The organism is Streptomyces pactum, assembly GCF_002005225.1.
Classification (GTDB): domain Bacteria; phylum Actinomycetota; class Actinomycetes; order Streptomycetales; family Streptomycetaceae; genus Streptomyces; species Streptomyces pactum_A.
On the sequence record NZ_CP019724.1, the window covers coordinates 8,394,065 to 8,407,110 of the forward strand.

A 13,046-nucleotide genomic window follows, 5' to 3' on the forward strand; every position below is an offset into this window, starting at 1 on the left:
TTAGAAGTACCCCTCGCGCTTGCGGTCTTCCATCGCGGCCTCGGACATCTTGTCGTCGGCACGCGTCGCGCCGCGCTCGGTGAGCCGGGAGACGGCGATCTCCGCGATCACCTTCTCGATGCTGTCGGCGTCCGAGTCGACGGCGCCGGTGCAGGACATGTCACCGACCGTGCGGTAGCGCACCCGCCGCTTGACGACCCTCTCGCCGTCCTTCGGCCCGCCCCACTCACCCGCGGTCAGCCACATCCCCGCACGGGCGAAGACCTCGCGCTCGTGGGCGTAGTAGATCGCCGGCAGCTCGATGCCCTCACGCGCGATGTACTGCCACACGTCCAGCTCGGTCCAGTTGGACAGCGGGAAGACCCGCACGTGCTCGCCGGGGGCGTGCCGGCCGTTGTACAGGTTCCACAGCTCGGGGCGCTGGCGGCGCGGGTCCCACTGGGAGAACTCGTCCCGCAGCGAGAACACCCGCTCCTTGGCCCGCGCCTTCTCCTCGTCGCGGCGCCCGCCGCCGAAGACCGCGTCGAACCTCTCCGCCTGGATCTTCTCGGTCAGCGGCAGCGTCTGCAGCGGATTGCGGGTACCGTCCGCACGCTCCTTGAGCACACCGCGGTCGATGTAGTCCTGCACGGAGGCCACATGCAGACGCAGACCGTGCTTGTCGACCGTGCGGTCGCGGTAGTCGAGGACCTCGGGGAAGTTGTGCCCGGTGTCCACGTGCAGCAGCGAGAACGGCACCGCCGCGGGCGCGAACGCCTTCAGCGCCAGGTGCAGCATCAGGATCGAGTCCTTGCCGCCGGAGAACAGGATCACCGGCCGCTCGAACTCACCCGCCACCTCACGGAAGATGTGCACCGCCTCGGACTCGAGGCCCTCGAGGTGCGAGACGGTCACGGGCACCTGTGCCAGAGGCCGCTGCGCCAGAGCCGTCATGCCAGGCCCCTCTCGCTCAGGAAGGAGTGCAGTTCGGCGGCGGTGTCGGCCACCGACCTGCCCTGTGTCCTGATCCGCAGCTCCGGCCTCTTCGGCACCTCGTACGGGTCGTCCACCCCGGTGAGCCCCGTCAGCTCACCCGCGGCCTGCTTGGCGTACAGGCCCTTCACGTCCCGCGCCGAGCACACCTCCACCGGCGTCGCCACGTGCACCTCCAGGTACTGTGTGCCGTTCGCCTCGTGCCGCCCGCGCACCGCGTCCCGGCTGTCCGCGTACGGCGCGATGACCGGGACCAGCGCCGTGACGCCGTTGCGGGCGAGCAGTTCGGCCACGAATCCGATGCGCTGCACGTTGGTGTGCCGGTCCGCGCGGCTGAACCCCAGCCCCTGGGACAGGAACCGGCGGATCTCGTCGCCGTCGAGCACCTCGGCCCTGCGGCCCGTGGCGTGCAGCCGCTCGGCGGCGGCCCGGGCGAGGGTGGTCTTGCCCGCGCTCGGCAACCCGGTCAGCCACACGGTGGCGCCGCGCTCACCGGTGGCGGCTGCGACGGGCCGGGCGGTGGCCCCGGCGGCCAGGGTGTGAGCTGTGGTCACGGTGATGCCCTCCTGAGCGTGAGGTGACGTGACAGGGCGGGTGACTCTCAGACGGTGGCGAACTCGGCCGGGGCCCGGCCGAGGGTGAACCCGGCCAGGGTCCGGCCGAGCACGTCCATGTCGATCCGGTGCCAGGAACCGGGCAGCTCCAGCGACCGCCCGTTGGGCAGCGCCGCGGCGGTCGCCCGTGCCGCCGCCCGCAGCCAGTCGCTGGTGCCGGTGCTGTTGAGGACGAGGGTCTGCGTGGCGTACCCGGCGAGCCGGTCGGCCGGGACGTCGCAGTCGCCGCAGATCGCCAGGTCGTAGGCGAGGGTGTGGGCGTTCGCCTCGTTCACCGTCCAGACGGGGCCCTTGCGCCACTGTGCGACCGTATCCGGGGTCAGGCCCAGGAAGCTGCCCAGGTAGTACTCGACCGCTTCCCGGCGACGGTCCTCCTCCATGAGGACCCGGAGGGTCTTGGCGACGTTCCACGGCGGCTTCGGGAACCCGTCGACCCGGTAGAACGGCTCGTGCAGCGCCAGTTTCGAGATCGGGGCACCGGCGAGCGCCGCCTCGATCGCCAGGTTCGCGCCCGACGAGCCGGCGAACACCACCGCCGGCCCGCCGGCCTCCCGGATCACCGCCTCGAGATCCTCGATCTCGCGCTCGACGGCGTACTCGGGGCGGTCGCCGCTCTGGCCGCGTCCGCGGCGGTCGTAGACGTAGGTGGTGCAGTGCGGCGCCAGCTCCGGGACGAGCGCGTCGAAGATGGTGTGGTCGCGGAACGAGCCGTTGAGGAGCACGATCGGCGGGCCGTCACCCGTCTTCTCGTAAGCGATCGTCGTGCCGTCCCGGGAAACGACCTTGCGCATACGTACTCCTCACGCCGAACGGAGGTGCTCTCACCTCCCCGCCTGGCGGCATCCTCGATCGCTTCGCTGGACCACGGGTCGAGGACCGGTCGTGAGTCCCCTGCGCCGTGCTGGGCCGCCGAAGCCGTGCGACCGCTGCCGCCTCGTCCCCGCCGTCCCTCCCGGCCCGCCCGCCCGAGCCGCCCACGAGCCGGGCCACAGCCGGACTCGATGTGCGGGTGCTGTCATGGCGGGGACGAAGTGAGGCGCGGGGGCAGCCGTCAGCGGCGCGTCGGTCTTGTGGCAGCACCGGCGGCGACAGTGGTCCGGGCCCGTCCCGTTCCGTCCTGCCGCCGACCACCGGGAGACCGACATGAGCGACCGGGTCGAACTCGGCCGGGTGCACGCCGCGCTCATGTCGCTGCCCGGTGTGCGGGACGCGGCCGTCCATGTGGCCCAAAACGTCCCGGGCGGCCGGCGGATCGTCGCACACATGGTGACGCGCGCCCCGCTCGCCGAACTGCGTGCCGCCCTGGAGTCGCAGCTTCCCTCCCACCTGGTCCCGGCCCGCTTCCACCGGGTGCCGCACATCCCCCTGCGTCCCGACGGCAGCACCGACCGGCCGGCGTTGGCGGCGCTGACCTCCCCGGAGCCGGACACCACCGCCCCGGCACCGGTGCGGGAGGCGGACGAGCAGGCCGTGCGCCGTGCCGCCGACACGGACCAGGGACCACCGGAGACCGTGCCGGTCACCCCGCAGCAGCACACCCTGCTCCTGGACGCGCTCGCCCACCGCGGCACCGGCCGCCACGTGGAGCAACTGCACTGGCGCTGGCGCGGTCCGCTGGACACCGACCGGTTCACCGCGGCCTGGCAGTCGGTGTCCGACCGGGAGACCGTCCTGCGCGCCGCCTTCGACTGGGAGAGCGGACCGCGCCTGGTGCTGCACGAGCACGCCGGCATCGAAGTCGTCCGGCACCCGGCCGCCGGCGTGGACTTCGAGGAGCTGAGGGAACGTGACCGGCTGCGCGGCTTCGACCTGCGCCGCCCGGGCCTGCTGCGGCTCAACCTCGTCGACGAACCCGAACCGGCCGACGGCGGCCCTGCGTGCGTCCGCGTCCTGCTCACCTTCCACCACGTCATGCTGGACGGCTGGAGCGTGTCGGTCCTGCTCCAGGAGTTCCACCGCGCCTACCTCGCCGGCGGCCGGCTGCCGGGCGGCGACCGGCGCCCCGACATCCGCGACTACGCGCACTGGCTCGCCGCCCAGGACACCACCCCCGCACGCGACTTCTGGTCCTCGGCCATCCCGCCCGGCACCGCCCTGGTGCTGCCCGCGACGCCCGGCCCGGACACCGGCCTGCACGGGACCGGCCGGGCCGAGGCCCGCCTCGGCGCCGCACACGCCGACCGGCTGCGCGCCTGGGCGGCGTCCTGCGCGGCCACCGAGGCCGGCGCGCTGCAGGCCGCGTGGGCGCTGCTGCTGTACCGGGCGGCCCGCACCCCGGGGCCCGCCCTGGTGGGCTTCGGCGTCACCGTTCCCGGCCGCGGCATCGCCCTCGACTCCGTCGAGCGGCTGCCCGGCCTGCTGATGAACGCGCTGCCCATGACCGTCCGGGTCGACCCCGCCGCGGCCGTGACCAGGCTGCTGGCCGAACTGCGCGACCGCGCCCTGGACCTGGCCTCCTACGAGTGGGTGTCGCTCGGGCAGATCCACCAGTGGAGCGGGCGCCGCGCCCAGGACAGCCTCGCGCAGAGCCTCATCGTCTTCGAGAACACCCGGCGCCGCTCTGACGGCCTGCACTCCGCGCTCGCCGCGCAGGGCATCAGCGTCGAACCGCCCCGCGCGGCCGGCGTCCAGGGCCTGTTCCCCGTCTCCCTGCTCGCCCACCGGGACGTGGACGACGGCCTCGTCCTGGCCGCCGTCCACGACCGCGCCCGACTCGCCGACGACGACGCGACCCGACTCGTCGGTCAGTGCGCCCGGCTGCTGCGCGAACTGCCCCGCCTGAAGGGCGGCTCGGCGACCGTGGCCGACGCGCTGGCCGCCCTCGCCGACGAGCCGCGGGTGCGGATGGCCCGGGCACCCGCGGCGACCGCTTCCAGTGAACCGACCTGAGGAGAGCCCGGCCATGACCACCCACCGCCGTCGCGACACCCCGCCCGGCCCCCTCGACGGGCCCGGCCACCGAACGGCTGCGCCCGCGCCGGACCGAAGGACGCGTGATGGACGCGGAGCACCTCCGCATCGGCGTCGTGGGAGCCGGACCGCGCGGCCTGTCCGTGCTGGAACGGATCTGCGCCAACGAACGGTCCCACCCCTCGCCCCGCCGGGCGCCCCGACCACACCGTGATCCGCAGCGCGGCCCCGCTCGGCAGGACCCGCGCGAAAGACCTGCTGACGTGGGCCTCGCTCACCGCCGACCAGCAACAGCGCCCCCTGCTGGACGTACGGGGCACCCTCCCGGACGTCACCGCGCACCACACCGCGAAAGAACGCGAACGACTCCTCGACCCCACCGCCTACGTGGGCGGCGCACCGGCCCTGACCGCGCGTGCGCTCGCCCAGGTCCCGGCGGGAGACACACCACCCCCCCCACCCCCGCGTCGACGCGCACGGGGTGAACCCGGCGGCGCGGCGCGGCGGCGCGGCGCGGCCGGCGCACCGGCGGTCTTTCGGCACCGCGTCCGCACGTGGCCGATTCGAGCCGTGCTCCAGGCACGTCAGCGAGGCTCGGGACAACCGACGCGCTCCCACACGGCGACCGAGGAGGTGCGACACCATGCGGGACGGCTCACCGCTCACGCTCTACTGCTTCGCACACGCCGGCGCCGGCGTGTCCGGATTCGCGCACTGGCGCACCACGGCCGGCCCCGGGGTGACCGTCGCGCCGGTACTGCTGCCCGGACGGGGCGCCCGGCGCCGCGAAGCCCGCGCGACCTCACACGGCCAACTGCTCGACGCACTCCTGGGCCCGCTGGCCGGCCAGGCCGCCGACGGCCGCCCGTACGCACTGTACGGACACAGCCTGGGCGGCATCGTCGCCCACACCCTGGCCCGGGCGCTCATCGACCTCGGGCTGCCCGCCCCCGCCCTCCTCGCCGTCGGCGCGAGCCCCCCACCGCACGCCGCGGCACTGCGCCACGACGACCTCAGCGACGAACGGCTGCTGCGGTTCGCCGGCGACCTCGACGCAGCGCCGGACGGCCCCCTCGCCACTCCCGGCAGCCTCTGGCACCGCACCGTGCTGCCCGTGCTGCGGGACGACCTCCTGCTCGCCGCCGCCCTGCGCACCGCCGCGCTCGCCGACGCGGCGCACCGCCTCCTTCCCGTGCCCGTCCTGGCCGTCGACGGCCGGGACGACCCCGTCGTCGGCGCGGCCGCCCTGGACGGCTGGGCGCGCTGGACCACCGGCCGGTTCGTCCGGCGCACCGTCCCCGGCGACCACTTCTTCGTCCGCGGCCCGCACGCACCCCGCCTGATCGGGCGCGCCTGCCGCGTGGTGCGGCGCACTCGGCGCGTACCTGGGCTCATATCTGGAGGACAACTGTGAGGGACAACCGATGAGACGGGTCGTCATCACCGGCATCGGGGTCGTGGCCCCGGGCGGCGTGGGCACCCGCGCCTTCTGGAGCACGCTGACCGCGGGCCGCACCGCCACGCGCGGCATCACACTCTTCGACGCGAGCACGTTCCGGTCGCGTATCGCCGCCGAGGCGGACTTCGACCCCGCCGCCCACGGATTCGGCCCCGCCGAGGCCGCCCGCCTCGACCGCGCCGCCCAGTTCGCCCTGGTCAGCGCCAAAGAGGCGGTCGAGGACAGCGGACTGACCGCCGCCCTGGACCCGGTGCGCACCGGCGTCACCCTCGGCAGCGCCGTCGGCTGCACCACCGGCCTCGACAACGAGTACGGCGTGGTCAGCGAGAACGGCAGCGCCTGGGAGGTCGACCACACCCGGGCGGTCGCCCATCTCTTCGACTACTTCGTGCCCAGCTCCATGGCCGCCGAGGTGGCCGGCGCGGTCGGCGCCCAGGGCCCGGTCTCGCTGGTCTCCACCGGCTGCACCTCCGGCATCGACTCCGTCTGCCACGCCGTCGACCTCATCCGCGAGGGCAGCGCCGACGTGATGGTGACCGGCGCGACCGAGGCCCCGATCTCACCGATCACCGTGGCCTGCTTCGACGCCATCAAGGCGACCAGCCCGCGCAACGACGAGCCGGAGACCGCCTCACGCCCCTTCGACCGCTCCCGCAACGGCTTCGTCCTGGGCGAGGGCTCGGCCGTACTGGTCCTGGAGGAGTTCGAGCACGCCCGCCGGCGCGGCGCCCACGTGTACGCGGAGATCGCGGGGTTCGCCGGCCGCAGCAACGCCTACCACATGACCGGACTCAAGTCCGACGGCGCGGAGATGGCCGAGGCGATCCGCGCGGCGCTCGACGAGGCCCGCCTGGATCCCACCGCCGTCGACTACGTCAACGCCCACGGCTCCGGCACCAAGCAGAACGACCGGCACGAGACCGCCGCGTTCAAGCGCAGCCTCGGTGAACACGCGCACCGGGTGCCGGTCAGCTCCATCAAGTCCATGATCGGCCACTCGCTCGGCGCGATCGGCTCGCTGGAAGTGGCCGCCAGCGCCCTGGCCATCGAACACAACACCGTGCCGCCGACGGCCAACCTGCACGAGGCCGACCCGGCCTGCGACCTCGACTACACCCCGTTGACCGCGCGCGAGCAGCGCACGGACACCGTACTCAGCGTCGGCAGCGGGTTCGGCGGCTTCCAGAGCGCCATCGTCCTGACCCGGCCGCGACTTCAGGAGGCGGCATGACCACAGCCACACTGGACCGACCCACCGTCCGGCACAACGTCCCCGCCGCCACCGGCTCCGTCGTCACCGGCATCGGCGTCACCGCCCCCAACGGGCTGGGCACCGAGGCCTGGTGGGCGGCGACCCTGCGCGGCGAGAGCGGCATCCGGCCGGTGACCCGCTTCGACGCCTCGCGCTACCCCGTGCGCATCGCCGGCGAGATCCCCGGCTTCGTCGACGAGGAGCACCTGCCCGGCCGGCTGCTGGCGCAGACCGACCGCGTCACCCGGCTGTCCCTGACCGCGGCCAAGGAGGCCCTCGACGACTGCGGCAGCGACCCCTCGGCACTGCCCGAATACGGCGCGGGCGTGGTCACCGCCTCCTCCGCGGGCGGTTTCGAGTTCGGGCAGCGCGAGCTGCAGGCCCTGTGGTCCAAGGGCGGCCAGCACGTCAGCGCCTACCAGTCCTTCGCCTGGTTCTACGCCGTCAACACCGGCCAGATCTCCATCCGGCACGGCCTGCGCGGCTCCAGCGGCGTCGTCGTCGCCGAGCAGGCCGGCGGCCTCGACGCGCTCGCCCACGCCCGGCGCCAGATCCGCAAGGGCGCCCGGCTGATGGTGACCGGCGGCGTCGACTCGGCACTGTGCCCCTGGGGCTGGGCCGCCCACCTCGCCGCCGGCCAACTGAGCCGCGCCACCGACCCCGCCCGCGCCTACCTGCCGTTCGACACGCAGGCCGGCGGCCACGTGGTCGGCGAGGGCGGCGCCCTGTTCGTCCTGGAGAACGCCCCGGCCGCCCGCGAACGCGACGCCCGCGTCTACGGCGCGTTCACCGGATACGCGGCCACCTTCGACGGCCCCGGCACCCCGCGCCTGGCCGACGCCGCCCGCCTGGCCCTCATCGACGCGGGGGTACGCCCCGACGAGATCGACGTGGTGTTCGCCGACGCGGCCGGCGCACGTGCCGCGGACCGCGCCGAGGCGGAGGCGCTCGCCGCCCTGTTCGGCCCGCGGGGCGTGCCCGTCACCGCACCCAAGTCGATGACCGGGCGGCTGCTGGCCGGCGGCGCCGCCCTCGACGCGGCCGCCGCCCTGCTGTCCCTGCGCGACCAGGTGATCCCGCCCACCACCGGCACCACCGAGCCCGCCCCCGACTGCCCCGTCGACCTCGTCACCGCACCCCGCGAGACCGGGGTCCGCCACGCCCTCGTCCTGGCCCGCGGCCGAGGCGGCTTCAACTCGGCGGCCGTCCTGAGCGCGCCCTGACCGGACCGGGCCGCCGGAACGACATCCCCCGCGTTCCGGCGGCCCCCGCCACACCTGCCTGCCTGGGCCGAACGGGCCATGGCGCAGGCGAACGGCACCATCGCACCAGCATGTGCAGCCGGCGGGTGCAGGTCACCGCACGTGTCAGCGCCAGCAGGAGGCTCGACATGCCGCCACCGTGACAGAGCGGCAGGGGCCTGCGTCTCCCCCGTGAGGAGAGACGCTCTCCTCGATCGGGGGATGCCTGCTCCCGTTCCCTCGACCACGCCGAGGCCACGACCGGCGTCGCCGTCGAAGAGTTCACCTCTGCGCGTTCTCGCCGCCGGCAACCGCCTCCCCGCCCGCCGAGTGGGCGAGGTCCTTCCGGACACGGGTGCCACCGCTGTCGCGCACCGCCACATCACCGTTGAGTACTCACCCCCGCTCGCGGTGCCGGGCGGCGGGACGCTCACCGAAACGCAGATCAAATCCGGCCAGTTCAAGCGAGTTCGAAGGTGCTGACAGCAGGACTTACGTTATCGATTGTTAACGTACGACGTCGCTGCAAGGGGAGGAACCCCCCAATTCTGTCCTGAGCGCCGACGTCGAGCACTCAGCGTAAGAAAAGTCGAGCGAATGGTTCCGGACGCGCAGAGAAGATCGCTTGTGTCGCCTAGGGCGTCATGCGAATCTTGAAGAGCGACCCAAATCGCGAACAGGAGTTCGAAGTTGAACGCCCGGGCGTTTGTCCCGTGCCGCACTGGCCCGAAAGCGCATGGCGCCGCTTCTTCTGCCCAGGCGTGAGCGCGCGGCGATCGGCGCACCCCGGTATCGGCCATAGGACTAACGGGGAGACTGCATGTCGCTCGAGACCGGTCGCGTCCGCGGACAATGGTTGCTTCACCGTCCCAGCGCGACTGCGCCCTGCCGGATCTTCTGTTTCCCGTACTCCGGCGTCGGGGCCTCAATGTATGCGCGTTGGCCGTCAAACGTGGGGTCGGCGGAGGTCTGTCCGGTACAGCCGCCAGGTCGGGAGAACCGGCTGAGCGAACCGCATTTCGGAACCTTCGAGAATTATGCCGAGCAGGCAATATCGCAACTTCAACCCTACCTGGACCGCCCGTTCGCCTTCTTCGGACATTGCAGCTCGGCGCTGGCAGCCTTCGCGACAGCTTGTCAGTTGGAGCGAGCTGGTCTGCCGACGCCAAGCCGGTTGTTCGTCTCCTCCCAGGTAGCTCCGCACGAGCCGCCCTACGGCCGGTTCCTTTCCATGGGGGACGACGAGCTGGCTATGGAAGTGACCACGTTGGCCAAGTCGATGGGCAGTCGGCTGACGCCGGAGCTGCTGGATCTAGGGCTCTCGGTGATGAAGGCCGACATTCGCGCCCACAAGGCGTACCAGCTCCCCGCTCCGGTCTCGCTGCCAGGCGGGGTGACCGCGATTGGATGGGACTCCGACGACGAGGTACGGCCCGAGTTGATGGCCGGCTGGCGGGCGTACGGCGACGACGTCCGGTTCATCACCGTGCGCGGCACGCATCACACCTTCCTGAACGCGCCCCTGGCACTCGTGGCAGAGCTGGCGCGGGACATGGAGGGCGTGGCTTGATGGACACGGTCCATGAGCTGTTCAGCGCCCAGGCCGCCGCGACCCCGCACAAGGTGGCACTCCACGGGCATGACGGCGCTCTGACCTACACGCAGTTGGATGCCCGGGCCGACGAGACAGCGCGTCGACTGGCCGCCCGGGGAATAGGCGTGGAGGCGAGAGTGGGCGTGCTGGCCGAGCGGTCCCTCGACCTGGTGGTCACGCTGCTCGGCATCCTCAAGGCCGGCGCCGCGTATGTGCCCGTCGATCCCCGGCAGCCGGACCACTGGCGTGCGAGGGCCCTGCGGTCGGCGAGTGTGAGCTGCCTTCTCGACGCGACCGGGGCCGTGATCGAGCCCTCGACGCCCGCCGGCCCGGCTCCGGCCGGCGATCGGGCGACCCGGGCGGGCGGCGGCAACCTCGCCTATGTCGCGTTCACTTCGGGGTCGACCGGCGCCCCGAAAGGTGTCGCCATACCGCACGAGTCGGTCCTTCGGCTGGTGCGCGACCAGGCCTACGCACCGGTCGAACCCGACGACCGTTTCCTGCAGTTCGCCCCCGTCGCGTTCGACGCCTCCACCTTCGAGATCTGGGCTCCCCTGCTCAACGGCGCCGAGCTGCTGGTCCATCCCCCGGGGGAGCCGTCGCCGGCCGAGCTGGCGCGCTTCGTCAGCGACCACAAGATCACCACGCTGTGGTTGACCGCAGGCCTGTTCCAGCAGGTCGTCGACCACCACCTCGACCTGCTGGCGAACGTGCGGCGCCTCGTCGTCGGCGGAGACGTGGTGTCCCCGCGCCATGCCGAGCTGGTTCTCTCGCGGCTGCCGGGGATCCGGCTCGTCAACGGCTACGGCCCGACCGAGAACACGACGTTCACGTGCTGCCACGACATCACAGCCGGCGACACCGACCCGGTACCGGTCGGGCGGCCGATCACGGGCACCGAGGTGCGCGTCCTCGATGCCCGACTGCGGCCGGCCGAGGTCGGCGAGCTCTACGCCGTGGGCTCCGGGCTCGCCAGGGGATACCTGGGCGAGCCGGGGCAGACCGGTGCGCGGTTCGTCGCCGACCCGTGGAGTTCTCCGCCCGGCGGACGGATGTACCGCACCGGCGATCTGGTCCGCGTGCGGTCCGACGGTGTGCTGGAGTTCCTCGAGCGGTCCGACCGACAGGTCAAGATCAACGGCTTCCGGGTGGAACCAGGCGAGGCGGAGACAGTCCTGGCGCACCTGCCCGGCGTTCGCTCGGCGGCGGTCGTGGCACAGCCCGGCCCCACCGGCGCGCTCAGGCTTGCCGCATTCGTGGCACCCCATCGCGGACAGGTGGTGTCGGTCCTCGGCATGCGGCGTCAGATGGCGCAGGCGCTGCCCGACTACGCGCGGCCGGCGACCTACCGCATCGTCGACGAGCTGCCGCTGACCGCGAACGGCAAGGTCGACCGCTCGGCGCTGGCCGGCACCGTGTCGCGTGAACGTCCGGACCTCTTCTCCGACTTCGTGCCGCCGGCCACCGGGGTGGAGACGCTCATCGCCGAGATCTGGTCCGATCTGCTGGGTGTCGACCGCATCGGGATCGACGACGACTTCATCGCGCTGGGCGGCCACTCGCTGCTCAGTATGCGGATGGCCGAGGACGTTGCCAGGGAGTTCGGCGTGACGATCGCCCCGCGCGACTTCTATCTGCGGCCGACCGTGGCCGGGCTGGCGGCGCTGGTCGAGGAGCGGCGCCGATGAGGATGTCGCCAAACGCTCCGGACGGGCAGGTCGATCTGGACAGCGTCGATCTGTTCGATCCGTTCCTGCACAGCGAGGGTCACCCGCACGCGGTCTGGCGGGCCCTGCGCGCCGAGGCGCCGGTGCACCGGCAACAACTGCCCGACGGGCGGCAGTTCTGGTCGGTGACGCGCTACGCGGACGCCTGCCGGGTGCTGCGCGACCATGAGGACTTCACCTCCGAGCGGGGCACCCTCCTCAGCGCCCTGGACGTCGGGGACCCGGCCGGCGGCAAGATGATGGCGGCGAGCGACCCGCCTCACCACACCATGCTGCGCGAATCGCTGAACCGGGTGCTGTCGGCACGGGCGGTGAACGCACGGCGCAACACCTTGCTCAAGCCCGTCGACCGGCTGGTCGAGCCGCTGTTGAACGGCGAGTCCACCGATCTCGCCGTGCTCGCCGCCGACTTCCCGATGGACTTCATCGGCACCTTCATGGGTCTGCCGGAATCGGACTGGCCGCGTCTGACGAAGCTGACCACCATGGCCGTCGCGCCCCATGACCCGGCCTTCCAGGAGGGCTCGGCCCCACTCACGCTCGTCACCGCGCACCATGAGCTGTTCGAGTACTTCTCGGAACAGCTCGCCGCGCGGGACGGGACCCCGACGGACGACTTGATCGGCCACCTGATGCAAACGCGGATCGACGGGAAGCCGCTGGACCACGAAAGCATCGTCTACAACTGCTACAGCCTCATCCTGGGCGCGAACGTCACCACCCCGCACACCGTCACCGGACTGGTCCAGGCCCTGATGGACCACCCCGACGCCTACCGCGCGGTCGTCGCGGACCCCTCCCTGGTCGCCGGCTGCGTCGAAGAGGGACTGCGCTGGACATCACCGGCCAGCCACTTCATGCGGTACGCCACCCAGGACGTGCGGCTGAGCGACAGTACGGTCAAGGCCGGCTCAGCGCTTGCGGTGTGGCTGGGGTCGGCCAACCGGGACGAGGACGTCTTCGCCGACCCCTACACGTTCGATATCACACGCCGTCCCAACCGGCACATCGCCTTCGGATTCGGGCCCCACTACTGCGTCGGGGCCGCGCTGGCACGGCTGTCGCTGCGCATGCTCCTGGAGCGCGTCTGCGCGCTGGTCGAGCGGATCGAACCGGCCGGGGAGGTGCGGCACCTGGCCTCCAACTTCGTCGCCGGGGTCACGTCCATGCCGGTGCGCGGCGTACCACGGGACGGCGCGCACCCGGCCCGCCTGTCGTGACCGTCGCGGACCATCCGGGAACCGGAGTGGGTGGAGGGTACTCGTGAAACCCCTGGA

Annotated in this window: 10 protein-coding genes; 7 read left to right on the forward strand and 3 right to left on the reverse strand. The window is 72.6% G+C overall.

Features of this window, described 5'->3' with window-relative positions:
* From cysD to B1H29_RS36460, 3 genes are all read right to left on the reverse strand, one after another.
* The gene (gene cysD, locus B1H29_RS36450; RefSeq protein ID WP_055422247.1) at positions 1 to 933 is read right to left on the reverse strand and encodes a sulfate adenylyltransferase subunit CysD; all 933 of its coding nucleotides are present in this window, start codon (positions 931 to 933) and stop codon (positions 1 to 3) included.
* Positions 930 to 1,508, reverse strand: a complete 579-nt coding sequence (cysC, locus tag B1H29_RS36455) for an adenylyl-sulfate kinase (RefSeq protein WP_055422347.1) — start codon at positions 1,506 to 1,508, stop codon at positions 930 to 932. The genes cysD and cysC overlap by 4 nt, the downstream gene beginning before the upstream one ends.
* A gap of 65 nt (positions 1,509 to 1,573) precedes the next feature.
* Entirely contained in the window at positions 1,574 to 2,377 is an 804-nt protein-coding gene (locus tag B1H29_RS36460) for an alpha/beta fold hydrolase (protein ID WP_055422248.1), read from the reverse strand.
* Positions 2,378 to 2,729: 352 nt separating this feature from the next.
* On the opposite strand from B1H29_RS36460, the gene B1H29_RS36465 reads away from it, so the two are divergent.
* From B1H29_RS36465 to B1H29_RS36495, 7 genes are all read left to right on the forward strand, one after another.
* Positions 2,730 to 4,475, forward strand: a complete 1,746-nt coding sequence (locus tag B1H29_RS36465; RefSeq protein ID WP_055422249.1) for a condensation domain-containing protein — start codon at positions 2,730 to 2,732, stop codon at positions 4,473 to 4,475.
* Positions 4,476 to 5,139: 664 nt separating this feature from the next.
* A complete protein-coding gene (locus tag B1H29_RS36470; RefSeq protein WP_055422250.1) occupies positions 5,140 to 5,910 on the forward strand; it encodes a thioesterase II family protein in 771 nt (256 codons plus the stop codon).
* A gap of 10 nt (positions 5,911 to 5,920) precedes the next feature.
* Entirely contained in the window at positions 5,921 to 7,186 is a 1,266-nt protein-coding gene (locus tag B1H29_RS36475) for a beta-ketoacyl-[acyl-carrier-protein] synthase family protein (RefSeq protein WP_055422251.1), read from the forward strand.
* Positions 7,183 to 8,430 carry a ketosynthase chain-length factor gene (locus tag B1H29_RS36480; RefSeq protein WP_055422252.1) on the forward strand — a complete coding sequence of 416 codons (1,248 nt, stop codon included), beginning with the start codon at positions 7,183 to 7,185 and terminating at the stop codon, positions 8,428 to 8,430. The genes B1H29_RS36475 and B1H29_RS36480 overlap by 4 nt, the downstream gene beginning before the upstream one ends.
* An 838-nt stretch (positions 8,431 to 9,268) precedes the next feature.
* Positions 9,269 to 10,018, forward strand: a complete 750-nt coding sequence (locus tag B1H29_RS36485) for a thioesterase II family protein (protein ID WP_055422253.1) — start codon at positions 9,269 to 9,271, stop codon at positions 10,016 to 10,018.
* A complete protein-coding gene (locus B1H29_RS36490; RefSeq protein ID WP_055422254.1) occupies positions 10,018 to 11,730 on the forward strand; it encodes a non-ribosomal peptide synthetase in 1,713 nt (570 codons plus the stop codon). Before B1H29_RS36485 ends, B1H29_RS36490 begins: the two co-directional genes overlap by 1 nt.
* Positions 11,727 to 12,989: a cytochrome P450 gene (locus B1H29_RS36495; protein WP_055422255.1), complete on the forward strand. Its 1,263-nt coding sequence runs from the start codon at positions 11,727 to 11,729 to the stop codon at positions 12,987 to 12,989. Before B1H29_RS36490 ends, B1H29_RS36495 begins: the two co-directional genes overlap by 4 nt.
* Positions 12,990 to 13,046: the final 57 nt, after the last annotated feature.

What these genes read in the sequence shown, in the direction of transcription:
- cysD (WP_055422247.1), bottom strand. Translation starts at nt 933, where the DNA reads ATGACGGCTCTGGCGCAGCGGCCTCTGGCACAGGTGCCCGTGACCGTC.
- B1H29_RS36460 (WP_055422248.1), bottom strand. Translation starts at nt 2,377, where the DNA reads ATGCGCAAGGTCGTTTCCCGGGACGGCACGACGATCGCTTACGAGAAG.
- B1H29_RS36465 (WP_055422249.1), top strand. Translation starts at nt 2,730, where the DNA reads ATGAGCGACCGGGTCGAACTCGGCCGGGTGCACGCCGCGCTCATGTCG.
- B1H29_RS36470 (WP_055422250.1), top strand. Translation starts at nt 5,140, where the DNA reads ATGCGGGACGGCTCACCGCTCACGCTCTACTGCTTCGCACACGCCGGC.
- B1H29_RS36475 (WP_055422251.1), top strand. Translation starts at nt 5,921, where the DNA reads ATGAGACGGGTCGTCATCACCGGCATCGGGGTCGTGGCCCCGGGCGGC.
- B1H29_RS36480 (WP_055422252.1), top strand. Translation starts at nt 7,183, where the DNA reads ATGACCACAGCCACACTGGACCGACCCACCGTCCGGCACAACGTCCCC.
- B1H29_RS36485 (WP_055422253.1), top strand. Translation starts at nt 9,269, where the DNA reads ATGTCGCTCGAGACCGGTCGCGTCCGCGGACAATGGTTGCTTCACCGT.
- B1H29_RS36490 (WP_055422254.1), top strand. Translation starts at nt 10,018, where the DNA reads ATGGACACGGTCCATGAGCTGTTCAGCGCCCAGGCCGCCGCGACCCCG.
- B1H29_RS36495 (WP_055422255.1), top strand. Translation starts at nt 11,727, where the DNA reads ATGAGGATGTCGCCAAACGCTCCGGACGGGCAGGTCGATCTGGACAGC.